At 60.7% G+C, this 23,964-nt stretch carries 22 protein-coding genes; 12 read left to right on the top strand and 10 right to left on the bottom strand.

Annotated elements, in window-relative coordinates; translation table 11 throughout:
- Positions 1 to 7: 7 nt before the first annotated feature.
- Both BSU04_RS20955 and mpl read right to left on the bottom strand, forming a co-directional pair.
- Complete coding sequence (locus BSU04_RS20955; protein ID WP_089162410.1) at positions 8 to 595, bottom strand: YqiA/YcfP family alpha/beta fold hydrolase; 588 nt, start codon at positions 593 to 595, stop codon at positions 8 to 10.
- Positions 592 to 1,992 (bottom strand): UDP-N-acetylmuramate:L-alanyl-gamma-D-glutamyl-meso-diaminopimelate ligase, encoded by a 1,401-nt coding sequence (gene mpl / locus BSU04_RS20960; RefSeq protein WP_089162411.1) that lies wholly within the window; start codon positions 1,990 to 1,992, stop codon positions 592 to 594. Before mpl ends, BSU04_RS20955 begins: the two co-directional genes overlap by 4 nt.
- Positions 1,993 to 2,161: 169 nt before the next feature.
- Between mpl and BSU04_RS20965 the strand changes: the two genes are divergently transcribed.
- The 10 genes from BSU04_RS20965 (at position 2,162) to BSU04_RS21010 (ending at position 11,134) form a co-directional block, all read left to right on the top strand.
- Positions 2,162 to 2,812, top strand: a complete 651-nt coding sequence (locus BSU04_RS20965; RefSeq protein ID WP_089162412.1) for a UDP-N-acetylmuramate--alanine ligase — start codon at positions 2,162 to 2,164, stop codon at positions 2,810 to 2,812.
- The gene (locus BSU04_RS20970) at positions 2,809 to 3,360 is read left to right on the top strand and encodes a TlpA family protein disulfide reductase (protein WP_089162413.1); all 552 of its coding nucleotides are present in this window, start codon (positions 2,809 to 2,811) and stop codon (positions 3,358 to 3,360) included. Before BSU04_RS20965 ends, BSU04_RS20970 begins: the two co-directional genes overlap by 4 nt.
- 203 nt (positions 3,361 to 3,563) lie before the next feature.
- The gene (aroQ, locus tag BSU04_RS20975; protein ID WP_089162414.1) at positions 3,564 to 4,052 is read left to right on the top strand and encodes a type II 3-dehydroquinate dehydratase; all 489 of its coding nucleotides are present in this window, start codon (positions 3,564 to 3,566) and stop codon (positions 4,050 to 4,052) included.
- Between the two features lie 155 nt (positions 4,053 to 4,207).
- Positions 4,208 to 4,690: an acetyl-CoA carboxylase biotin carboxyl carrier protein gene (gene accB, locus BSU04_RS20980; protein ID WP_089162491.1), complete on the top strand. Its 483-nt coding sequence runs from the start codon at positions 4,208 to 4,210 to the stop codon at positions 4,688 to 4,690.
- A 166-nt stretch (positions 4,691 to 4,856) separates the two neighbouring features.
- Positions 4,857 to 6,239: an acetyl-CoA carboxylase biotin carboxylase subunit gene (gene accC / locus BSU04_RS20985; protein ID WP_089162415.1), complete on the top strand. Its 1,383-nt coding sequence runs from the start codon at positions 4,857 to 4,859 to the stop codon at positions 6,237 to 6,239.
- Between the two features lie 21 nt (positions 6,240 to 6,260).
- Positions 6,261 to 7,163 carry a 50S ribosomal protein L11 methyltransferase gene (gene prmA / locus BSU04_RS20990; protein WP_089162416.1) on the top strand — a complete coding sequence of 301 codons (903 nt, stop codon included), beginning with the start codon at positions 6,261 to 6,263 and terminating at the stop codon, positions 7,161 to 7,163.
- 45 nt (positions 7,164 to 7,208) lie between these two features.
- A complete protein-coding gene (locus BSU04_RS20995; RefSeq protein ID WP_089162417.1) occupies positions 7,209 to 8,561 on the top strand; it encodes a DUF3426 domain-containing protein in 1,353 nt (450 codons plus the stop codon).
- A 187-nt stretch (positions 8,562 to 8,748) separates the two neighbouring features.
- On the top strand, positions 8,749 to 9,249 hold the full coding sequence (gene tpx, locus BSU04_RS21000) for a thiol peroxidase (RefSeq protein ID WP_089162418.1): 501 nt from the start codon (positions 8,749 to 8,751) through the stop codon (positions 9,247 to 9,249).
- Between the two features lie 336 nt (positions 9,250 to 9,585).
- A complete protein-coding gene (locus BSU04_RS21005; RefSeq protein WP_089162419.1) occupies positions 9,586 to 10,530 on the top strand; it encodes a carbohydrate kinase family protein in 945 nt (314 codons plus the stop codon).
- Between the two features lie 127 nt (positions 10,531 to 10,657).
- Positions 10,658 to 11,134 (top strand): glycine zipper 2TM domain-containing protein, encoded by a 477-nt coding sequence (locus BSU04_RS21010; RefSeq protein ID WP_089162420.1) that lies wholly within the window; start codon positions 10,658 to 10,660, stop codon positions 11,132 to 11,134.
- A 278-nt stretch (positions 11,135 to 11,412) separates the two neighbouring features.
- Here the strand turns inward: BSU04_RS21010 and BSU04_RS21015 are convergent, their stop codons facing one another.
- The 4 genes from BSU04_RS21015 to BSU04_RS21030 form a co-directional block, all read right to left on the bottom strand.
- The gene (locus BSU04_RS21015) at positions 11,413 to 12,105 is read right to left on the bottom strand and encodes a histone H1-like repetitive region-containing protein (protein ID WP_089162421.1); all 693 of its coding nucleotides are present in this window, start codon (positions 12,103 to 12,105) and stop codon (positions 11,413 to 11,415) included.
- A 30-nt stretch (positions 12,106 to 12,135) separates the two neighbouring features.
- Positions 12,136 to 12,450, bottom strand: a complete 315-nt coding sequence (locus tag BSU04_RS47760) for a hypothetical protein (RefSeq protein WP_075643847.1) — start codon at positions 12,448 to 12,450, stop codon at positions 12,136 to 12,138.
- 190 nt (positions 12,451 to 12,640) lie between these two features.
- A complete protein-coding gene (locus BSU04_RS21025) occupies positions 12,641 to 13,924 on the bottom strand; it encodes a ribonucleotide-diphosphate reductase subunit beta (RefSeq protein WP_089162422.1) in 1,284 nt (427 codons plus the stop codon).
- Between the two features lie 774 nt (positions 13,925 to 14,698).
- Positions 14,699 to 14,917, bottom strand: coding sequence for a DUF3820 family protein (locus tag BSU04_RS21030; RefSeq protein WP_089162423.1), 219 nt, complete (start codon positions 14,915 to 14,917; stop codon positions 14,699 to 14,701).
- 147 nt (positions 14,918 to 15,064) lie between these two features.
- On the opposite strand from BSU04_RS21030, the gene BSU04_RS21035 reads away from it, so the two are divergent.
- The gene (locus tag BSU04_RS21035) at positions 15,065 to 16,462 is read left to right on the top strand and encodes an MFS transporter (RefSeq protein WP_089162424.1); all 1,398 of its coding nucleotides are present in this window, start codon (positions 15,065 to 15,067) and stop codon (positions 16,460 to 16,462) included.
- A 283-nt stretch (positions 16,463 to 16,745) separates the two neighbouring features.
- Here the strand turns inward: BSU04_RS21035 and BSU04_RS21040 are convergent, their stop codons facing one another.
- The 4 genes from BSU04_RS21040 to BSU04_RS21060 form a co-directional block, all read right to left on the bottom strand.
- On the bottom strand, positions 16,746 to 19,757 hold the full coding sequence (locus BSU04_RS21040; protein WP_089162425.1) for a ribonucleoside-diphosphate reductase subunit alpha: 3,012 nt from the start codon (positions 19,755 to 19,757) through the stop codon (positions 16,746 to 16,748).
- A 690-nt stretch (positions 19,758 to 20,447) separates the two neighbouring features.
- Positions 20,448 to 21,032, bottom strand: coding sequence for a 1,6-anhydro-N-acetylmuramyl-L-alanine amidase AmpD (ampD, locus tag BSU04_RS21050; RefSeq protein WP_089162427.1), 585 nt, complete (start codon positions 21,030 to 21,032; stop codon positions 20,448 to 20,450).
- On the bottom strand, positions 21,029 to 21,331 hold the full coding sequence (locus BSU04_RS21055) for a PP0621 family protein (protein WP_089162428.1): 303 nt from the start codon (positions 21,329 to 21,331) through the stop codon (positions 21,029 to 21,031). The genes ampD and BSU04_RS21055 overlap by 4 nt, the downstream gene beginning before the upstream one ends.
- Before the next feature lie 51 nt (positions 21,332 to 21,382).
- The gene (locus BSU04_RS21060; RefSeq protein WP_089162429.1) at positions 21,383 to 22,342 is read right to left on the bottom strand and encodes a cytochrome C assembly family protein; all 960 of its coding nucleotides are present in this window, start codon (positions 22,340 to 22,342) and stop codon (positions 21,383 to 21,385) included.
- Positions 22,343 to 22,481: 139 nt separating this feature from the next.
- On the opposite strand from BSU04_RS21060, the gene ffh reads away from it, so the two are divergent.
- Positions 22,482 to 23,849 carry a signal recognition particle protein gene (gene ffh / locus BSU04_RS21065; protein WP_089162430.1) on the top strand — a complete coding sequence of 456 codons (1,368 nt, stop codon included), beginning with the start codon at positions 22,482 to 22,484 and terminating at the stop codon, positions 23,847 to 23,849.
- Positions 23,850 to 23,964 lie beyond the last annotated feature (115 nt).

The following is a 23,964-nucleotide window of genomic DNA, read 5'->3' on the forward strand; positions in this document are numbered from 1 at the left end:
AGGGTTTTCAGGCCGCGACAGCGGGCGGCCGAGCCTCGCAGAACGCGAGCACCTGGTCCAGGTAATTGGGAAAGTCGCTGATCGCGTGATCGCTGCCCTGGATCAGCGTAGTCCGCACGTCCGGGTAATGGGCCAGCATGGTGCGATAGTCGAGCACTTCGTCGCCGGTGGCCGCGATCAGATAGTAGCGCTCCGGCCGGGTGATCGACGCAACGGAAAGCGCACGCAATTCATCGATATGACGCGGCTCGACCACAATACTGCCGCCGCCATGCCACAACGGCTGCTCGCCGAGATAACAGCTCAGGTCCTCTTGCGGCACGACCGCCGGATTCAGCAGGACCGCGCGCCAGCCGTGTTTTTCAGCGAGCCACGTTGCGTAAAACCCGCCGAGCGAACTGCCGATCACCGTGATCTCGTCGTCATGAACTTGCGCCGCAAGCGTTTCGGCCAGCGCAATGGCTTCGCGGGGCGAGACCGGCAACGTCGGGCACCGCCATTGGTCGATCAGTCCCAGTTCTTCCATGCGCGCGCGCATCACGCGAGCCTTGAACGATTGTGGCGACGACCGAAAGCCGTGCAGATAAAGAATCACGCCCGCTCCTTGGCGGCTGGCCGCGCTGAGAGTGCATCGAGCAGCTTCTGATGCACGCCGCCGAAACCGCCGTTGCTCATCACGAGCACGTGATCGCCAGGACGCGCCGCTGCGGCGATTGACTTGACCAGCGCCGCAAGGTCGCTGAACGCCTGGGCTTTGTTGCCGAGCGGCGCGAGTGCCGCTTGCAGATCCCAGCCGAGCTTGTCGCGACCCTCGTGCGCGCCGTAGCCGAAAACCAGGTCGGCGTCGGCGAGACTGGCCGGCAATTGCGCCTTCATCGTGCCGAGTTTCATCGTGTTCGAACGGGGTTCGAGGACCGCGAGGATGCGGCTATTTGCGCCGATCCGCGTGCGCAAGCCCGCTACTGTCGTCTCGATCGCGGTAGGGTGATGCGCGAAGTCGTCGTAGACGGTTACGCCATCCACGCTGCCCTTCACTTCCATCCGGCGTTTCACGTTCCGGAACGTGCTCAGCGACTGGGTTGCCTGCGCGGGCGGAACGCCTACTGAACGCGCCGCCGCGATCGCGGCCAGCGCATTCATTCGATTGTGCTCGCCCTGCACTTGCCAGTCGACCACGCCCTGGCGCTCGCCTTCCCAATACACGGCGAACTGCTCGTCGACGGCAACACCGTCGATCGCGGGCAGCGCTTCCCAGCCGCCCTGCACGCCGAAGCGCTCGACGCCCGACCAGCAACCGCGCGTCAGCACGCGTTCGAGCGCGGCTTCGCGGCCGTTCGTCACGATTCGTCCGACGCCGGGCACGGTACGCACCAAATGATGAAATTGCGTCTCGATAGCAGCGAGATCCGGGAAGATATCGGCGTGATCGAATTCGAGATTGTTCAGCACCGCCGTGCGTGGGCGATAGTGAACGAACTTGGAGCGTTTATCGAAGAAAGCGGTGTCGTATTCGTCGGCTTCGATCACGAAGAAACTTGAATCCGTGAGTCGCGCCGAGATGCCGAAATTCAGGGGCACGCCGCCGATCAGGAAGCCCGGATTCATGCCGGCATCTTCCAGGAGCCAGGTCACCATGGAGCTGGTGGTGGTCTTGCCGTGCGTGCCGGCGACCGCGAGCACCCATTTTCCATTCAGAACGTGTTCGCCGAGCCATTGCGGGCCGGACGTGTAGGGCAAGCCGCGATCGAGAATCGCTTCCATCAAGGGATTGCCGCGAGTCACGACATTGCCGATGACGAACAGATCGGGTTCGAGCGAGATTTGCTCGACACCATAACCTTCGATCAACTCGATGCCCTGCGCCTCGAGCTGGGTGCTCATCGGCGGATAGACGCCGGCGTCGCACCCCGTGACGCGGTGACCCGCTTCCCGGGCGAGGACCGCGAGGCCACCCATGAATGTGCCGCAGATACCGAGGATGTGAATGTGCATAAAGCGTGTGTTCGTGGCGGGAGGGCCGTTAGCACGGGGGGAATCAGTGAGGTATTCCGGCGCCCGGAGCGGTACATTGTAACCGACGGATGGGCGGGGATTTTTGCCGACGGCAAGGCCGCCCAGCCCCCGACCGCGAACGAAAACCCATCTCCGGTATGATTCCGCCATGATTCGTAAATCACATTTCGATCCGCTGCGCGTGCGCGAAGAAATCGCCATCGCGGCGGCGCGGCTGATCGCCGAAGACGGCCTTGATTATTCGACCGCAAAGCGCAAGGCGGCCCGACAGGTCGTCGGCGAAACACGCGTCGGCGGCGAATGGCTGCCAGATAACGGCCAGATCGAAGAAGAAATCCGCGAGTACCAGGCAATCTTCCAAAGCGAAAGCCAGCCCGCCGTCCTGCGACGCATGCGCGAAGTCGCATTCGAATGGATGCAACGGCTGCAGCCGTTCAACCCGTACCTGACAGGCGCCGTGCTAAACGGCACGGCAGGCGAACACTCCGACATCCACCTGCAATGCTTCTGCGATAACCCAAAGGAAGTCGCTATTTACCTGCTGAACGCGAACGTTCAATACGACGTATCGGAAACGCGGCATTTTGCCGGCCGTGGTTACGTCGAAACCCTGAGCTTCCTGATGCGCCCCTCGCGCGACGAAGAACCCATGGGCATTCACATCGCGCTCTACGACACCAACGACCTGCGCGGCGCAGTACGCGCGGACGGCCGGGGCAAGCTTGCACGTGCAAGCGCCGCCGCCGTGCGCGCACTGCTTGACGAGCCGCCCGCCCCCACACTGGCCCCCTCTCCATGAATAAAATGCGCATTGTTGCCGCCCTCGTTATCGCCATTGCGGCAACCGGCGGCGGTTTTTACGCCAGCCATATGATGATGGGGGGCGAAACGAGCCAGGCAGCAGAAGCCACATCGAAAGCAAGCGGCAACGCAGTCGATGATCTCTGGAAAGCACAGTTGCAAACCGCTGCAGGCACGCAGCAAGCACTTGCCTCGTTCAAAGGCAAACCCGTGGTGGTGAACTTCTGGGCGTCGTGGTGCGGTCCCTGCGTGAAGGAAATGCCGACACTCGCGGCACTTCATCGCGAATATGAGAAGAAAGGCATCACGTTTATCGGCCTCGGCGTCGATTCCGAGAAAAACGTCAACGCGTTTCTTCAGAAGGTACCGGTCGATTACCCCATCTACATCGCGGGCTTCGGCGGCGCCGATCTTGCACGCAGTTTCGGCAACAACGCGGGCGCGCTGCCCTTCACGGTCGTAATAGACGCGAAAGGTGTGATTCGTTCGACAAAACTCGGCGAAGTTGATCCAAAAGAGCTGAAAGCGACGCTCGACGCCTTATAAGACGGCCGTTTGATCCTCCGCAATTCGATATCGATCGGGGAGAGATACCGTCATTTCAGGAAACTTTGCACGAAAATGCGTGCAAAATGCGCGTATTCGACGCTCCCCGTCCACTGAACGGGACTCCGGGCAACCCGTGAAACTAGACAAAATTCTCTAAAGGGCGCTAAAGTGCGCCCAACTCCGCACAAACCAAAGCCACTATGTCACGACTGCTGGTCCTGCACGGCCCCAATCTGAATCTGCTCGGCACCCGCGAACCGGACGTCTACGGCCGGGTAACGCTCGCAGAAATCGATGAGGCACTTGCAGAAAAGGCACAGGCGGCCGGCGCGGAATTGTCTTCGTTTCAGAGCAATCATGAAGGCGCGATCGTGGATCGCATTCAGCAAGCGCGGACCGATCAGGTGGACTTCGTGCTGATCAATCCCGCTGCCTACACGCACACGAGCGTCGCGATCCGCGATGCCCTCGCGGGCGTGGCGCTGCCGTTCATCGAGATTCATTTGTCGAACGTGCACAAGCGGGAAGCTTTCCGGCATCACTCCTATTTCTCCGATCTGGCCGAAGCCGTGATTTGCGGCCTGGGCTGGAAAGGCTATCTGTATGCGCTCGATTTCGCCCTCGAGCGGCTTGCTACGAATGCTGCTGTAAAGCTTGCTGAGAAATCAGCTGAGAAGCCACGCGCTTGAGTCGCGATCCGCTCAAAGCAATTGAACTGCTCGCACAACGTGATGCGGAGCGCGCGTCCGCAAAATCGGACAACGCTTCCGTCGGCGGCACCCAACTACCAAGTCAAGCACCGGGAAAAGCTTCCGGTCACCAAGCATTGAAAGGGGAATTTTCGATGGACCTTCGTAAACTTAAAACGCTTATCGACCTCGTCTCGGAATCCGGCATCTCGGAGCTGGAAGTCACCGAAGGCGAAGGCAAGGTTCGCATCGTCAAGAATGCCGCGCCGGTCTACATGCAAGCGCCGCAGTACATGCAGCAACCGGCGCAGCAAGCGCCGCAATACGGTCAGCCGGGCGAAGCAGGCAACGCGGGTGCCGCCACCGGCGCGCCGGCGACGCCGGCAGCCGTCGTGCCGCAAGGTCATGTGGTGACCTCGCCGATGGTCGGCTCGTTCTACCGTGCGCCATCGCCGGGCGCCGACGCGTTCGTGCAGGTAGGAGACACCGTCAAGGAAGGCCAGACGCTATGCATTATCGAAGCAATGAAGCTGTTGAATGAAATCGAGTCGGACAAGTCGGGCATCGTGAAGGAAATCCTGGTCGAGAACGGCCAGGCCGTCGAGTACGGTCAGCCGCTGTTCTTGATCGGCGATTGATTTCCCGCGATGCTGCCGGACGAAGGCGTATTCAGTTGTCATGCGCCCAGCCGGCGGCCGCAGTACCCGGGCGCTCGCCTGACTAACCGGCGAGACGCGCCGCCGATCTCCCAGGACCGCCGCGGGCAACCGTCCCGGCGTTCCATCGATGAGTCGAAACCTTGCTATGTTTGAAAAAATCCTCATTGCGAACCGTGGTGAAATCGCGCTTCGAATCCAGCGCGCGTGCCGCGAACTAGGCGTCAAGACGGTCATCGTCTATTCGGAAGCCGATAAAGAAGCCAAGTACGTGAAGTTGGCCGATGAAGCCGTGTGTATTGGACCGGCTCCGTCCAACCTCAGCTACCTCAACATGCCGGCGCTGATCAGCGCGGCCGAAGTCACCGACGCCGAAGCGATCCACCCCGGCTACGGTTTCTTGTCGGAGAACGCGGACTTTGCAGAGCGTGTGGAGCAATCCGGCTTCACGTTCATCGGACCGCGTCCGGAAACTATCCGTTTGATGGGCGACAAAGTCTCCGCCAAGCAAACGATGATCAAGACGGGCGTGCCGTGCGTCCCGGGTTCGGAAGGCGCATTGCCCGACGATCCGAAGGAAATCGTGAAGATTGCGCGCGCCGTGGGTTATCCGGTGATCATCAAGGCAGCGGGCGGCGGCGGCGGTCGCGGCATGCGCGTGGTGCACACCGAAGCGGCGCTGGTGAACGCGGTGAACATGACTCGCGAAGAAGCCGGCCGTGCATTCGGTAATCCGCAGGTCTACATGGAGAAATTCCTGGAGAACCCGCGGCACATTGAAATCCAGATTCTTGCCGACTCGTTCCGTAATGCAATCTGGCTGGGTGAACGCGATTGCTCCACGCAGCGCCGTCACCAGAAGGTGATTGAAGAAGCGCCGGCGCCGGGTATTGCGCGACGCTTGATTGAGCGGATTGGCGATCGTTGTGCCGACGCTTGCAAGAAGATGGGTTATCTCGGCGCGGGCACGTTCGAATTCCTGTACGAGAACAACGAGTTCTATTTCATCGAAATGAACACGCGCGTGCAGGTCGAACATCCGGTGACGGAGCTGATTACCGGCGTGGATATCGTGCAGGAACAGATCCGTATTGCTGCAGGCGAAAAGCTCGCGTTCCGCCAGAAGGACATTCAGTTCCGCGGTCACGCGATCGAATGCCGGATTAACGCGGAAGACCCGTTCAAGTTCACGCCGTCGCCGGGACGGTTGACGTCGTGGCATATGCCGGGTGGCCCGGGAATTCGTGTCGACTCGCATGCGTACAACGGCTATTTCGTGCCGCCGAACTACGACTCGATGATCGGCAAGCTGATCTCGTATGGCGCCACGCGCGAGCAGGCGATCAACCGCATGCGCATTGCGTTATCGGAAATGGTCGTGGAAGGCATTTCGACCAACATCCCGCTGCATCGCGAGATGATGATCGACGCAAAGTTCGTCGAAGGCGGCACGAGCATTCACTACCTCGAAAACAAGCTCGCCGCGCGCAAGGCGGCAGCCGCCGTCGCTGCAGAAGACGCGGCGCAATAACGCAATAAGCAGGGCTTCAAGATGAGCTACCGGGAATTGATCGCCGAGCTGGATCGGGAACACGCGGAAGCGTTGTCGGATGCGCTGCTGGAGTTGGGCGCGCTGTCGGTATCGGTGGAAGATGCCGACGCCGATACCCCCGATGAGCAGCCTCTGTTCGGCGAACCCGGCCTCACGCCGGACCAGAAGGCGTGGAATCGCTCGCGCGTAGTCGCCCTTCTGGCGGACGCTGCCGACCCCGCCGTGTTGCTTGCGGCAGCGGCCAATGAGATCGGCTTGAAAGACACGCCGGTCTTCACGCTGCGCGATGTCGAAGATCAGGACTGGGTGCGCCTCACGCAATCCCAGTTCGATCCTATTCCTATCGGCAAGCGGATCTGGGTCGTGCCGTCGTGGCACGCAGCGCCCGATCCCGACGCGCTCGTGCTCGAACTTGATCCAGGTCTTGCGTTTGGTACCGGCAGCCATCCGACTACACGGCTGTGCATGGAATGGCTTGAGCAATCGGTTGAACAAAACCAGTCCGTGCTCGACTACGGTTGCGGTTCCGGCATCCTCGCGATCCTGGCGAAGAAATGCGGCGCGAACCCGGTGATTGGTATCGATATCGATCCGCAAGCGGTGGAATCCGCGCGTCAAAATAGCGAGCGTAATCACGCCGATGTCACCTACGGCCTGCCCGACGATTGCCCCGAAGGGCAATTTGACATCGTGGTCGCGAACATTTTGTCGAACCCGCTGAAGCTGATGGCGTCGATGCTTTCCACACGTGTAAAACCGGGCGGACGCATTGCGTTATCGGGCATTCTGGCGCGCCAGGCCGACGAAGTGGCGGCCGTCTACGCACGCTGGATCGACATCAGCGTATGGCGGGAACACGAAGGCTGGGTGTGTCTTGCCGGTCCCCGCCGCGAAAGCCTTTAGAATAGCGCCATCGTCCATCTACCGGCCTCTGGCCTTCGGCTACATATGGCGCTGGCAACCCGCTGTCCCCACTGCGAAACGGTTTTCCGTCTGGACCCGCATCTGCTCGCGCCGCACGACGGTCGCGTGCGGTGCGGTCATTGCCAGGAAATATTCGACGCAGCTCATTACCAGTTCGACCGCGACGAAACCGTCATGGCCGCGCTGGCTGCAACCGCGCCTAATTACGGCGCAGATCCGGCAAGCCCGTGGGCAGAGAAGTCGAGTGCCGAGGTCTCCGGCGACAAGCGTGATGCGCTGGGTATCCCGTTGCACCCGTTCGTCCCCACGACCGCCCTCGCCCCTCAGGCCGAAGCGGAACGCACTCCGGTTGCGCGTGCTGAACCGCTCGCTGGGCTCGCTGCCGCTGAAGCGGTGTCGCGTACGCGCGCGGACAGCGATTTTCCGGGAGAAGGACGGTCCGAATTTCCGTGGCAGGCGGTTAATCGCGCTGAGGCGGACCCGCGAGTTGAAGCACCCGCCGACGCCCCCGCTCGCACCGAACCGCGCGCCGATTCTTTCGTGGACCGTAACGAAGCCGATTCGCTTAAGGAATCACGCACTGATCCCTTCATCGGCCGCACTGAAAGCGAAGCGCTCAACGAGTCACGCGCCGAATCACGCACAGAACCGTTTGTTGGCTGGAGCGCACCGCGTGCGGAGCCGCAAACGCCCGCGCCCCGTCGCCCAGTCGATACCACCACCCGCTCCGAACCCGCCCCGCTCGGCACCGCACCCGCTGCGCCGTGGGCAACAGACCCTGCCGAGCCGAGCTTCGGCAGCGCGGCTGCATCGTCTGAACCCGGCTTTGACTCCGCTTTTGAGCCCGTTTCTGAACCATTCCCCGTTATCCGTGAAACGCGCGCGCCGGCCCGTTCGGGAATCGTGTGGAAGATCATCGGCTCGCTGATCGCGCTCGTGCTGTTTGTCGCGTTGATCGCGCAGGTCGCATGGTGGCAACGGGAGACCGTGATGGTCTACTGGCCCGCCTCGCAACCGCTCTTCGCGCAGGCGTGCGAGCAGATTGGCTGCGTGGTCGCGCCGCCGCGGGATATCGACGGTCTGCAGATCGAGAACTCCGGCCTGCGCCAGGTGGATGGATCGCACAAGCTTGAACTGAAACTCTCGCTTCGCAATCGCTTCGACGTGGCAATCGCCTATCCAGCGCTGGAGCTCACCCTCCTCGACGACAAGAACAACGTCGCGATCCGGCGTGTCCTGTGGCCGCAAGACTACGCGCGTCCGGGCACGGTGATCGGCGCAGGCCTCGCCGCGCGCAGTACGCAGCCCGTGATCGTGCGCCTCGATACCGGCGATGCGGTCGCGGCGAATTATCGCGTGCAGATTTTTTATCCCTGACACGCGCCTGCTTAAGCCGGTTCGCTTTAGCCGGTCTGCTTTCACGTTTTTATGCTTAACCGTTTTCTACGCGTTTTCTGCGCGTGCCCCTTGATCAGTCAGTCGTTTTTTCCGCGCGCGCCACTCGTCCGTCCCCGGTCGAGCGACGCGCATATTCCCTGAACATCAGACACTATCTGGAGTAGACATGAGCCAAGTTACCCTCGGCGGCAACCCGATCGACGTGGCAGGCACGTTCCCGGCAGCCGGTGCAAAAGCAGTCGATTTCACCCTGGTCGGCAAGGATCTGGGCAACCTGACGCTGGCGAGCTTCGCCGGCAAGCGCAAGGTGCTGAACATCGTGCCGAGCCTCGACACGCCGACGTGCGCCACCTCCACGCGCAAGTTCAACGTTGCTGCAGCCGGACTCGACAACACCGTGGTCGTAGTCGTGTCGGGCGACCTGCCCTTCGCGGCAACGCGCTTCTGCACGACGGAAGGCATCGAGAACGTGGTGACGGCATCGACGTTCCGCGGCCATGACTTCGCGAAGGCCTACGGCGTCGATGTCACGAGCGGACCGCTGACGGGCCTGACGGCGCGCGCAGTGGTGGTGATCGATGAAAACGACAAGGTGCTGTACTCGGAACTCGTGCCGGAAATCAAGAACGAACCGAACTACGACGCAGCGCTGGCCGCGTTGAAGTAAGCATCGAGGAACGCGGGGGCCGATTGCGGCCGGCCTCCCTCCGAGCGGGGGCGAGTTGCATTTAGATCCGCATCTCGATCCGCATCTTGATCCACTCCTCGCCGCGCCGGATAAACACCCGAAGCAAGTCAGTTATTCAGTCAGCCGTGGCGGGTTCAACCCGCCACGGCCGCATGCGGCAATGCGCATCCGTGACGTGGTGGAACACCTGCCGCGTGACGAATGCGCAGCGTTTTATTCAGGCATGCACGGTGCACAGGAACTCAAGCCTGCGCGCACTTTCATCGACGCTTTCATCGACGCCATTCGATCGATTTACTTTCAGGGAATTCGCCAGTGTCTACGCTCATCTGCGGCTCGCTCGCCTACGACAACATCATGACGTTCCAGGGCCGCTTCGGCGACCACATCCTGCCGGACCAGGTGCATCAGCTGAATATCAGCTTCCTCGTCCCCACGATGCGGCGCAACTTCGGCGGCTGCGCGGGCAACATTGCCTACGCGCTGAACCTGCTCGGCGGCGACGCGAAGATCATGGCGACCCTCGGCGAAGCCGATGCCCAGCTTTATCTCGATCGTTTCGATGCGCTGGGTTTGTCGCGGGACTATGTGCGCGTGCTGCCCGACCAGCATTCGGCGCAATGCTTCATCACCACCGATCTCGGGAACAACCAGATCACCGCGTTCCACCCAGGCGCGATGATGGACTCGCACCTGAACCACGCCGGCGAAACCAAGGGCATCACGCTTGGCATCGTCGCACCGGACGGTGCTGACGGCATGCGCCAGCACGTCGAGGAACTGGCGGCAGCAGGCGTGCCCTTCGTATTCGATCCGGGCCAGGGCCTGCCGATTCTCGAAGGTGTGGAACTTCGTCGCATGATTGAACTTGCCACTTACGTGGCAGTCAACGATTACGAGGCGAAATTATTGAGCAACAAGACCGGCTGGTCGATCGACGAAATGCTGAGCCGCGTGCAGGCGCTCGTGATCACGCGCGGCGAACACGGCGCGCAGATTTTGCACGCTGATGGAATCGAAGAAATTCCGGCCGTGAAGGCTCAGAAGGTCGTCGATCCGACGGGTTGCGGCGACGCATTCCGCGGTGGCTTGCTGTATGGCATCGAGAACAAGCTGGGCTGGGCAAAAACGGGCCGCCTCGCCAGCCTGATGGGTGCGCTGAAAATCGAACATCAGGGACCGCAGACCTATGCGCCTTCCCGTGCCGAGATCGGCAAGCGCTTCGAGCAGGCCTTTGGTTCGGCGCTCCAAGGGTTTTAAGCGGTGCAGTGAAGAAGGTTGAAATGCGTCATTGAAGCGGACTGGGCCGACGCTTCGGCAATGACATGGAGCAGCAGGCTGCTGGCTTTTCCAAGCAGCAGCCTGCCGTAATTTAGTGGAGTGAAGAATGAGAATGACAAGTCGTATGGCGCTGGCAGCAGCGCTCTTTAGCTCCGTCGTCATGACGGGATGCGCCTATAACAGCAGTTCGCCCGATGTGTACACCGCGTCACAGGCCCAACGAGAAGAAACGGTCCGCATGGGTACCGTCGACAGCGTGCGTGGCGTGAAGATCAGCACGAACAACGGCCAGCCTAGCGGGCTTGGCGCCATCGGCGGTGGTGCGCTGGGGGCAGTGGCAGGCAGCGCGCTCGGCGGCGGGCGTGGCTCGATCGTGACCGGGATCATCGGCGGGATCGCGGGTGCGGTGGCGGGCAATGCTGTCGAGAACGGCGTTGCAACGCAGAACGGACTGGAGATCACCGTGCGCCTGGATAACGGCGACATGCGCGCCATTACGCAAACCGCAACCGGCGAAGTGTTTCAGGCCGGCGAGCGCGTGCGGTTGTTGTCGAGCGGTGGTGTGACGCGAGTGACGCACTAGCGGATGAAGAACATGCCTGCATGATCGAATCGGTCATCCCGGGGTGAAAAAAAAGCGCATGCGCTTCAGGCACATGCGCTTTTTTTCGTCTGCAAATTCGGCGTGCGTCTGGTGAGGGGATGCGGAGCGTAGCGCCCCTGCTCCGCGACATGCCACCATCTGACAGCGATAAAAAAACCCGCTGCCGGCAAACCACCGGGAGCGGGTTTTGGACCGCGTAGCACGACACGGTCACGAGACACATCGCGTGTGTCGAAGTACTGCGTTACAGCGTGCGCTTACGGACGGCTGCCCGTCGGGAACGGCCATGCAGCGGCCGGATTCAACGCCGTCTTGACCGTTGCAGCCGGGGCCGCAGGTGTCGTTGCCGTCGTTGCCGGTGCTACAGCAGCCGTCTTCTTCGCAGCGGCAGCCTTCTTGGCCGGAGCCTTTTTAGCAACCGGAGCGGGCGCTGCGGCAGGAGCCGCAGCCGGAGCAGCAACTACGGCAGCCTTCTTCGCAGCAGGGGCAGCCTTCTTGGCGGGCGCAGCCTTCTTGGCGGCCGCCTTTTTGGCAGGTGCCTTCTTAGCAGGCGCCTTTTTAGCAGCGGCCTTTTTAGCAGCGGCCTTTTTGGCAGGGGCCTTCTTGGCCGCAGCCTTCTTGGCAGGCGCCTTTTTAGCAGCAGCCTTCTTCGCAGGCGCCTTCTTAGCGGCAACCTTCTTAGCCGCTGCCTTCTTCGCCGGTGCCTTCTTGGCTGCAACCTTCTTCACTGCAACCTTCTTGGCGGCAACTTTCTTCGCCGGCGCCTTCTTGGCTGCAACCTTCTTAGCCGCGACCTTCTTCACTGCGACTTTCTTGGCGGCAACCTTCTTCACTGCAACTTTCTTAGCTGCCGGTGCCTTCTTCGCTACCGTTGCCTTCTTGGCAGCCGTTTTCTTGACAGCCGGTTTCGCTGCAGCTTTCTTTGCGACGGACTTCTTGGCTAATGCCATCATTTTCTCCTTCAGGTTTCAAGATGAGAGTCAGTTCAAACAACACCCTTCGTCAAAACCCGCTTCCCGCGTGGGCTTCTCAGGACGCACGCTGCGAAGCGGATTATTCATCGGCGTACGCTGATGGAGCTTGCTTACGCTAATGAATACGGCAAGGCGCGCGGTGCCACAAGGCACAGCGCGCCAAATTAAGTCAGCACCAGAAGAAGGTGCCGGCAATCGCTTGATCGGGCCGTCGGCGCTGCCGACGGCATATTTCGGGGGGAAGTTTGCCCGTCCCACTGAAGGGTCCGCAAAACGCCTGTCATCTTTTTGGGCTGTTAAGCCACAAGGCGCACTTTGCATCAGGCGACCGTTCTCCTAAACCTGTTGGCCGGCGCGCGCGCAATGGTGATTGCACGCAACGGCGCCGGTTTACCATTCATCCCGCGCATTGATCCCGTCTACTCGCGCCCTCTGCGGGCGCCCGGTCTGCATCTAATTCGTTGCGGCAATGCGTCCATTGCCGCGGGCTGACGCTCATTCGCTGACTCGCTTATTCCCAAGTCAGCGCGCCGCCTGTCTGATACTCGATCACTCGCGTCTCGAAGAAGTTGCGTTCCTTCTTCAAGTCGATCATCTCGCTCATCCACGGAAACGGATTCTCTTCGTTCGGGAACAGCGGGTCGAGGCCGATCTGCTGGCAACGACGGTTACAGATGAAACGCAAATAGCTCTTGAACATGGATGCATTCAGACCGAGCACGCCGCGCGGCATCGTGTCTTCTGCGTACCGGTATTCCAGCTCGACGGCTTCCTGGAAGATCTCGCGGATCTCTGCGCGAAATTCCGGCGTCCACAGTTGCGGCTCTTCCAGCTTGATCTGGTTGATCAGGTCGATGCCGAAGTTGCAGTGCATCGACTCGTCGCGCAGGATGTACTGATACTGCTCCGCCGCGCCAGTCATCTTGTTCTGGCGACCCAGCGCCAGGATCTGCGTAAAGCCGACGTAGAAGAAGAGCCCTTCCATCACGCAAGCAAACACGATCAACGACTTCAGCAATTTCTGGTCCGCTTCAAGCGTCCCGGTCGTGAAGGCCGGGTCGGTCAGCGTGTTGATGAACGGAATCAGGAACTCGTCCTTCGCGCGGATCGAGTCGACCTCGTGATACGCGTTGAAGATTTCGCTCTCGTCCAGACCCAGTGATTCGACGATGTACTGATACGCGTGCGTGTGGATCGCTTCCTCGAACGCCTGGCGCAGCAGGAACTGCCGGCACTCGGGCGCCGTGATGTGGCGATACGTCCCGAGCACGATGTTGTTGGCGGCGAGCGAGTCGGCCGTGACGAAGAAACCGAGGTTGCGCTTCACAATCCGGCGTTCGTCGTCGGACAGGCCGTTCGGATCCTTCCACAGCGCGATGTCGCGCGACATGTTCACTTCTTGCGGCATCCAGTGGTTCGCACAACCCGCCAGATACTTTTCCCACGCCCACTTGTACTTGAACGGCACCAACTGATTGACGTCGGTCTTGCCGTTGATGATGCGCTTGTCCGCCACATTCACCCGCTTTGCACTAGCCGCCGCGATGTCGCTGGCGCTGGGTGCTGCGGGAGCAACGAAGTCGCTCGCAAAAATATTCGGTGCCGCTGACGTTTGATGAGCTGCTTGAAGAACGCCATGACCGGCGACTTGCGCGGCTGCATGCGAAGCGACTGGAGCTGCAGCACGCGATGCTTGGCTGACGCCGGCAACCTGACCCGCCGGGTTACGCAACATGTTGTGTTGCGAACCGTTCGAGGGAGTTACGGCAGTGGTCTCGTCATCCCAGTTGAGCATAAATTCTCACCATCAATTTAGATCGGTTTGTACCATCTTTCCATGAGCGATAAAAGAGCTTGCTCATAAAAATCCTGTTTTAGTGTTGACGCTGCTACTTGCATACAACACTTTGCGTCGAGCTCACTGCCTGAAGCTTCATGCGAAGTCTCTTTGAACGTGTGCGATGCAGTGCTTGCTCAGTGCTTTTTCAAGCTCCTTCAGCGTTGCTTTTGCTTGGGGTACCTGCATCGTCCTGCTCTGCTGTGAATCGTGTTGCGTGCGTAATTTGCGTCGTGATTAAAGCGTGAGATCGAACCGCTTTCACTGCGTGATTGCTTCGATGAAAACCTGGTGCGTCCGCGTATTCGAGCAGTGCGCGCAGTGCGCGATCGTCCGGTTAAGTGCTGCTCGCGACTCGTTCAAATCGATTGAGTCAGACTTCGAGTCATGAGCTTCTACGATCCGCCTCAACGCGTTTTTCGAGTGCTTCCGACTCTAAAAAAACCGTTGCACCGGGCTCGCGATTACACATGTGTTGCTGCGGTGTTGCTGCGGTGTTGCTGCGCAAAACGATACGCAGGCGCGTCTCGTTTCCATGTCGAAAGTGTAGCACTCGACGCCGTCATCGCAAAGGCAAAACCACAAAATATTGGGTCTTTTGCTCTCGTGACGACTACCTATAGTACAAACGAATACGTCATGCAAGAACGGATTTCTCGCGTCAAAATGCGGCTGCGAGCTCACTCGACGAGCGCATGGATCACGCGGCACCAGCCGCTTGCACACGGCTTTTCAACCTCGCTTGTCGCGCAGCGGCGTGAGTAGTTCGCGCAAGTTGTTGTGATCGATTTCGTGCATCAGCGCGAGCAGCCGGCCGAGTTGTCCTGCAGGAAAACCCTCACGTGCGAACCACGCGAGATAGTGGCCGGGCAGGTCCGCGATCACGCGGTCCTTGTACTTTCCATAAGGCATCTTCTGGGTGACAAGACGCTGCAAATCTTCCGGGTCCATCGTCGTTCTCCTCGGGTTTTATCGTCGCCGAATGTCTGTCCAGCGTCGCTCAAGTGTCGCTCATCACGGCACTTCGCGATGTCGCTGTCGTGATATCGATGCCATAATCCCAGCTTCCCGCCGCGAAGAGATCCCCTTCCGTTCTCCATGTCGCTAGCCATCAAAGCTTTCGTTGCCCCTCTCATCGTCGCCTGCGCGATGTTCATGGAAAGCGTCGATGCCAACGTCATCGTCACCGCGATCCCCGAAATGGCCAGAGCTTTTGGCCGCGATCCCGTCACGTTGAAGATCGCCGTCACCAGTTACGTGCTCGGCCTCGGGGTCTTCATCCCGATCTGCGGCTGGGTCGCCGACCGCTTCGGCGCGCGCACGATCTTCCGTCTCGCTATCGGCATCTTTGTCGCCGGCTCCCTCCTCTGCGCGGCGTCCACCTCGCTCATCCCGTTCACGCTCGCGCGCTTCGTCCAGGGCGTAGGCGGCGCGATGATGGTGCCGGTCGGCCGGATCATCATCTTCCGCTCGGTACGCCGCTCCGAATTCATCCGCGCGATGAACTACCTCTCGCTGCCGGCCATGTTCGGCCCCGCCGTCGGGCCGCTGCTCGGCGGGTTCATCACCACCTACCTGCACTGGCGCCTGATCTTCTTCATCAACATCCCGATCGGCATCCTTGGTATCTACCTGACCAATCGTTACATTGGGAACGCGCGCGAGCCGCATCCCGGACCGCTCGACTGGTTCGGTTTCTTTTTATCGGCGAGCGGCGGCACGCTGTTTCTGCTCGGGCTCTCGCTGATCGGCGGCGAGTTGGTCTCCAATCGCACAGCCGCAAGCATGGCGCTCGCCGGCGTGGCCTTCTTCATCGTCTATTTGCTGCACTCGCGACGCGTAAAACTGCCGCTCCTCGATCTGCGCTTCCTGCGCGTGCCGACTTTCCAGGCGAGCGTCGTGGGCGGGTCGCTGTTTCGCATCGGCTTGGGCGCGGTGCCCTTCCTGCTCCCGCTCGCGATGCAGGAAGGCCTCGGCATGAGCGCCTTCAAGTCAGGCTCGATCACCTGCGCGTCGGCGTTCGGCGGCATGTTCATGCGCTCGCTCGCGTCGCGCGTGCTGCACCGGTTCGGCTTCCGGCAGACGCTGATGGTCAACGCGGCGCTGTCGGGCATCGCGATCGCCGCCTGCGGCATGTTCTATCCGGGTACGCCGACGTGGGTCATCTGGGCCGTCGTGCTGCTCGGCGGCTTTTTCCCGGCGTTGCAATTCACGAGCCTTAACTCGCTGACGTATGCCGAGATCGAAAGCCGCGATGTGGGCCGCGCGACGAGTCTCGGGAGTTTTATCCAGCAGGTGTCGCTCGGGTTAGGCGTGACAGTCGGCGGAATCGCGCTGCAGATTTCGCATGACCTGCAAGGGCATCCGCAGATCGTCTGGTCGGATTTCTGGCCGGCGTTCGTGGTCGTCGGATTGTTTTCGTTTCTTTCGATTCCGATTACCGCGAAGTTGGCACGGAACGCGGGGCATGAGATATCGAGAGGAACGCGGGGTTGACGCGGATGCGCGGCACCTCGGAACGGCAATGACAAAGCATAGTGGAACGCCGTCTCCGAATCCGCCTGCCCAAGCCGATTGCGGAAAGGGCAGCCGCTTCTGGACCGCGACTCAAGTTTGAAACGCTGCTGCTACCGGAACCTAGCGAGCACAAATAGAAAAGGCCGGTTCCGAACCCGCCGCCCCTTCCGTTGTGGAAAGAACAGCTGCCTCGTACCGGCCCCGACTCTCAAACCCTACTCGGGCGCCAGGCCGATTGCATCGGCCTGGCGCCTTCTGCCTCTTACTGGCAAGCCTCGCACTCGTCGAACCCGGCATCGCCCGGACGCATCATGCAAACCGGGCCATCGGCCTCTGCTTCGGCCACAGCAGCAATTGCCGGTGCCGCAACCGCAGCGGCGTTGAAACCACCCGTCGACGACCCATGCGAACCCTGCGAACCAAAACCGTTGCCGTTCGCGCCTGAAGCACCGCCCTCGCCGTTCCCCGAGTTACCCGTTGGCACCGAATTCAGCTGACCGTGAGCGACCGTCGACTTCTCGACGTGCGTTGCGGCCATCGTGCGGAGGTAATACGTGGTCTTCAGACCGCGCAGCCACGCCAGCTTGTACACCTCGTCGAGCTTCTTGCCCGACGCGCCGCCCATATAGATGTTCAGCGATTGCGCCTGATCGATCCACTTCTGACGGCGCGATGCGGCTTCCACCACCCAGGTCGCGTCCAGTTCGAACGCCGTTGCGTAGATTGCCCGCAGGTCGGCCGGAACCCGGTCGATACGCGACAACGTGCCGTCGAAGTACTTCAGGTCCGAGACCATCACTTCGTCCCACAGGCCGCGTTCCTTCAGGTCACGCACCAGGTAATCGTTCACGACCGTGAATTCACCCGACAGATTCGACTTCACGTACAAATTCTGGAACGTCGGCTCGATACACGCCGACACGCCGATGATGTTCGAAATGGTAGCGGTCGGAGCGATCGCCACGCAGTTCGAGTTGCGCATGCCGTAGTTGGCGATCCGCGAACGCAGCTCGGTCCAGTCCATCGACGCGCTGTCGTCCACTTCCACGTAACCACCGCGCGCTTCGGCCAGCAGCTTCAGCGAATCCTGCGGAAGAATGCCGCGATCCCACAGCGAGCCGCGATAGCTCGAGTAACGGCCGCGCTCTTGCGCCAGTTCCGTCGATGCGTAGTAAGCGTAATAGCAGACCGCTTCCATCGAGGTATCGGCGAAAGCGACCGCTTCCTTCGACGCATACGGCGTGCGCAGCAGGTGCAGGCAGTCCTGGAAGCCCATGATGCCCATACCGACCGGACGATGCTTCAGGTTCGAATTGCGCGCCTTGGCCACCGCGTAGTAATTGATGTCGATCACGTTGTCGAGCATGCGCATGGCGACGCTGATCGTGCGCTTGAGCTTGTCGTGATCGAGCGCGAGCGTGCCGTCGGCTTGCGTCTTCATGTGCGCGACCAGGTTCACCGAGCCAAGATTACAAACGGCGATTTCGGTGTCGCTGGTGTTCAGCGTGATTTCCGTGCACAGGTTCGACGAGTGGACAACGCCCACGTGCTGCTGCGGCGAACGGATGTTGCACGGATCCTTGAACGTGATCCACGGGTGACCCGTTTCGAACAGCATGCCCAGCATCTTGCGCCACAGTTGCGCGGCAGGAACCTTCTTGAACAGCTTGATCTCGCCGCGTGCTGCCTTCTCTTCATACGCAACGTACGCTTTTTCGAACGGTGCGCCGAACAGGTCGTGCAGGTCCGGGCAGGTTGCCGGCGAGAACAGCGTCCAGTCGCCGTTTTCGTGGACGCGCTTCATGAACAGATCGGGAATCCAGTTCGCCGTGTTCATGTCGTGCGTGCGGCGACGGTCGTCACCGGTGTTTTTACGCAGCTCCAGGAATTCTTCGATATCCAGATGCCACGTTTCCAGATACGCGCATACCGCGCCCTTGCGCTTGCCGCCCTGGTTCACCGCAACAGCCGTGTCGTTCACGACTTTCAGGAACGGCACCACGCCTTGCGACTTGCCGTTCGTGCCCTTGATGTGCGAACCGAGCGCGCGCACGCGCGTCCAGTCGTTGCCCAGGCCACCGGCAAACTTTGACAGCAGCGCGTTTTCCTTCAGCGCTTCGTAGATGCCGTCGAGGTCGTCGGCAACCGTCGTCAGGTAGCACGACGACAATTGCGAACGGCGCGTACCGGAGTTGAACAGCGTGGGGGTCGACGACATGAAGTCGAAGCTCGACAACACGTTGTAGAACTCGATCGCCCGCGCTTCGCGGTCGATTTCGTTCAGCGCCAAGCCCATTGCAACGCGCATGAAGAACGCCTGCGGCAGTTCGATACGCTTGGTTTCGTTGTGCAGGAAGTAACGGTCATACAGCGTCTGCAGGCCGAGATAGCCGAATTGCAGATCGCGATCGGCGTCGAGCGCGGCGCCCAGGCGCTTCAAGTCGTACTGCTGGAGCCTTTCGTCGAGCAGTTCCGCTTCCACGCCCTGCTTGATGAACAGCGGGAAGTATTCAGCGTAGCGCGTGGCCATTTCGCCTTGCGAGACGTCTTCTTCCAGGATTTCGCGACGGATGGTGTGCAGCAAGATGCGCGCGGTGACCTGGCTGTACGCCGGGTCTTTTTCAATCATGGTGCGCGCGGCGAGAATGGCGGAGTCATAGACTTGCGCCATCGGCACGCCGTCGTACAGGTTCTTCACCGTTTCCGCGACGATCGGGTCGGCGTTCACTTCGCTACCGAGATTCGCGCACGCTTCGTTGATGCGCGCCTTCAACGCGTCCAGATCCAGCGGATGCGACACGCCGTTGTCGATCACGTTGATGCCAAGCGCATTCGCGCGCGTTTCCGGCGCGTGGGCGCGTTCCTGCGAGCGCTTCTCGCGATACAGCACGTACGCGCGAGCAACGTTGTGCTCGCCGCCGCGCATCAGCGCGAGTTCGACCTGATCCTGGATATCTTCGATATGGAACGTACCGCCGTTCGGACGGCTGCGAACCAGCGCCCGGATAACGCTTTGCGTCAGTTGTTCAACCAGCTCGCGCACGCGCGCCGAGCCTGCGCCCTGGCCGCCGTTCACGGCCAGAAACGCCTTCGTCACTGCGATGGAGATCTTCGACGGCTCGAACGACACCACGGTCCCGTTGCGGCGGATGACTTTGTAGTCGGCCAGTGTTGCGTCCGGCGCGAGCGCGCTGGCGCTCGGCTGACTCTGTGCGCCGATGGGCCGCACGGAGGCGCCCTCGTAGGAGGTCGTGGCGTTGTCGGTGGTTTGCATGTGCAAATCTCCAGGTGTTCGATGGTGCGGAACGTCCGCGGATTGAGATGCGTGCCGCGCGCGGTGGCTGCTTGTTGATGCTTTGTTGCTGCTCACTGCTTTTGCCAATCGCGCACGACGATGAAATTGAAAAAGACTTATTCGGGAAAATTGCCGGTGCCGTTCTTGCGCTCAGTCCCCTGGTTTTTCCTTGGGGCCGATGCGCTTCATACCGACGAAGACAACCTCTCTCGCTACGCCTGTTTGCCTCGGTCTTTCACACTGAATGCCGACGTTTTTTACGCGACAAATCAGTTGCTTATCCGGTGTTTTCTTCTATGGCCGGACAAGCATGCGGCGCCGGCTCTACGAGCGGGGCGCCGCCTCGACAACACAACATATAGTGCGAATTGCGTCTCTGAGCACCAAGTATAGTGACATTCCGCACAGTCTCAAAAACTTTTATTTGCTGAAGAATAGCCTTCAGAGGCTTGACTTTTGAAATGCCAAAGTCGGATAAGGGAATGCGCGCTCGCATGCGGCGAATGCACGCAAACGCGCTGCAATGCAAGATAAAAGCGCTTCCGGTCCGTTTTGAGCGGCGAGGCAAGGCTGGGGCGGTGGTCCGGCGGCGATCGGAAGACTGGTGTGTCGCCGCGGCTCAGTGATTCACGCGGCATCGCACTCGATCACGCGTGAACGAGCAGCGGATCAAACGTCGCCGAGATAGGGAAAGTACTGAAGCGGGAGTTGTGTATCGCGCTGCAATCGCGGCCACTCGAAGTACGGACCAGGATCGGTTTTACGGCCCGGCGCGATGTCCGAATGCCCCGCGAGCGCTTCGATCGGATAGCGCCGGGTGAGCGCCCGGACGACATCGTTGAGCGACGCGTATTGCGCGTCCTCGAACGCGCATCGATCGCTGCCTTCCAGTTCGATACCCACCGAGAAGTCGTTGCAGCGCTCACGTCCGAGAAAGCTCGAGACGCCTGCGTGCCACGCGCGTTCGTTGCACGAAACGTACTGCTCGATGCGGCCATCGCGATGAATCACGAAATGCGAGGAGACCCGCATGCCGCGCAAGTGGTCATAGTACGGATGAGCGTCGTGATCGAGACGGTTCTGGAAGAACTCGGCGATGGCGCTGCCACCGAACTCATCGGGTGGCAAGCTGATGTTATGAACAACAATGAGCGTGGGCTCAATGCCACCCGGACGCGCTTCGAAGTTCGGAGACGGCAGCCGATGCGCGGCCGTGTACCAGCCGTCGGCATCGATCAACGCTGTCACGCTCATCGAGCGTCGCGGCCTGTGGGATGAGCGGCATAGCGCTGGGCGTGATCGGAGCAACAGAAGCGATGCCCGGCCACGACAATTGCCTCGCCGCTAGGCGTATGCACGCCGCATTCCGCGCAGCGCACCAGAGGATCGGGGAGTTGAGGCACGCCGCCGGAAGCCGATGGGCCATGAGAGGCGCGCGTCGCCCCTGCACCGCCGCCCGTTTGCGGGCCCGCGCCGGCTTGGGCGCGCTTGAGCTTCTTGAACAGCCATTGGCTTGCAAAGAACACAAATATCAGCAGGAGAAGTTGGCGCATGATCTTACTAATAGTAGAGGCAATAAAAGCCCGAGGATTCGGCTGATCGCATCAAACGACCGCGCGATGCAGCAGCACTTCGAACACGAAGCGGCTGCCCACATAAGCGAGCAGCAACGCGACGAACGAAGCGAGCACCCAGCGCAACGCGGCGCGGCCGCGCCAGCCCGACACACGGCGAGCGGTCAGCAGCGCGCCGAACATCAGCCACGACAAAATGGCGAATACGGTCTTGTGATCGAGTTTGAACGCCTTGTCGACGAGTTGCTCGTTGAACGCGACACCCGATATGAGCGTGAGCGTCAGCAAAACGAAGCCCGCCGAAATCAGGCGGAACAACAATTTTTCCAGCGTGAGCAACGGCGGCAAGGTGTCGAGCCAGCTCGACACCCAGCTATTCGATGTATGCCGCGTGGCGGTCCCGCGCATGTTCTGCAGGCGCTTTTCCACCATCAGCATCAGGATCGCGTGAAGTGCGGCAATCGCGAACAGCCCGTAAGCAATATTCGCAATCAGGAAATGCAGCTTGAACATGGGCGCGGCGGCATACGGCAGAACACGCACGCCGCCGAAAATCAGCGGCATCACCGAGGCCATGCACGCAAGCGGCAGCACGAGCAGCCGCAAACCGTCGAGCGGGAAGAAAAAGCTTTCTATCCAGTAGATGCCCGCACCCAGCCAGAACATGGCTGAAAGCGCGAAGGCGAAGCCGAACACCATCGCGTTCTGCGGAAAGATGGTGGTGTGCAACAAGACGCCATGCACGAGCAATGCGACGCCGAGCAACGCGCGCCCCATCGTACTCATGCCCGACGCCTTCGATGCCCGGCCGCTCCGCATGGAGTCGGCCATGCCGGAGTTCATTCCGCCAGGCATGCCGCCGGCCAGGCGGCCGCCCGCCGGCATGCCCGCCAACGCCGGCTCGACAGCCGTGTTGCGATGCGCGCGCCAGCCGGCTACGGCAAGTCCGCCGTAGAGAAGCGCAGTGAGGGCATACAGTACAATATCCATGTTCGAAGTTTACACCAGGCCCTGAAGCCACGACGTCTTCCCCCTCTTGCCAGGTCGTCTTGAAGCAAGAGCCGTCAGGACGCCGTTACCCCGTTACTTATTGTTATCCGGCAACCGGCCGCACTCTCCACACGCTCCCATGCTCGACACACTCACTACACGGATGGCGCGCGTCGTCAAGACGCTGCGCGGCGAAGCCCGGCTCACCGAGGCTAACACGCAGGAAATGCTGCGCGAAGTACGCCTGGCGCTGCTCGAGGCCGACGTCGCGTTGCCGGTAGTGCGCGAATTTATCGCGAAGGTGAAGGAAAAAGCGCTTGGCGAAGAAGTGCTGTCCAGCCTGTCGCCGGGTCAGGCGCTCGTCGGCGTCGTGCAGCGCGAGCTGACGGCGATCATCGGCGGGGATTACGAGGGTAAGGCCGTCGAGCTGAATCTCGCGGTCACGCCGCCGGCAATCATCCTGATGGCCGGCCTGCAAGGCGCGGGTAAAACCACCACGTCGGGCAAGCTGGCCAAGTTGCTGCGCGAAAAGCACAAGAAAAAAGTGCTGACGGTGTCCGTCGACGTGTATCGTCCGGCCGCTATTCAGCAGTTGAAAACGGTGACCGAACAGGTCGGCGCGGACTTTTTTCCGTCGGAGCCGGATCAGAAGCCGGCGGATATTGCGCGTGCGGCGGTGGATTGGGCGAAACGCCATTTCCATGACGTGCTGATCGTCGATACAGCCGGCCGGCTCGGTATCGACGAAGCGATGATGAAGGAAATCAGCGAGCTTCACGCGATCCTGAAGCCGGCGGAAACGCTCTTCGTGGTCGACGCCATGCTCGGCCAGGACGCCGTGAACACCGCGAAGGCGTTCAGCGACGCGCTGCCGCTGACCGGCGTGGTGCTGACCAAGCTGGACGGCGATTCACGCGGTGGCGCGGCACTGTCAGTGCGCCACGTGACTGGCAAGCCGATCAAGTTCGTGGGTGTCGCCGAAAAACTGGACGGGCTGGAAGTGTTCCACCCGGACCGGATGGCGAACCGGATTCTTGGCATGGGCGACATTCTCGCTTTGGTCGAGGAAGCGCAGAAAGGCGTGGATGGCGCGGCTGCGCAAAAACTCGCCGATAAAGTCAAGAAAGGCGGCGATTTCGACCTGAACGACTTCCGCGCGCAACTTGCGCAGATGAAGAACATGGGTGGTTTGTCGTCGCTGATGGACAAGCTGCCGGCCCAGTTCCAGCAGGCCGCGGCGGGCGCGAACATGGGCGTCGCTGAGAAACAGATGCGCCGGATGGAAGGCATCATCAATTCCATGACGTTGGTGGAACGCGCGAAACCCGATCTGATCAAGGCGCAGCGCAAGCGCCGTATTGCAGCGGGCGCGGGCGTGCAGGTCCAGGAAGTCAACCGCATGCTCGCTCAATATGAGCAGATGCGCGGCATGATGAAAAAGCTGAAGGGCGGCAATCTGCAGAAAATGATGCGCGGCATGAAAGGCATGATGCCGGGCATGCGCTGAAGTTTTCGATCTGGTTTGATTCAGCTTGTTTCGAATGGCCCGCATTTCGCTGAGGAACGCGGGTTTATCATGTGGCGCTTAGCGCCTCGTTTCCCCTATTTTTAGCTCTACACCC

This window comes from Caballeronia sordidicola, assembly GCF_002220365.1.
Taxonomy (GTDB): domain Bacteria; phylum Pseudomonadota; class Gammaproteobacteria; order Burkholderiales; family Burkholderiaceae; genus Caballeronia; species Caballeronia sordidicola_C.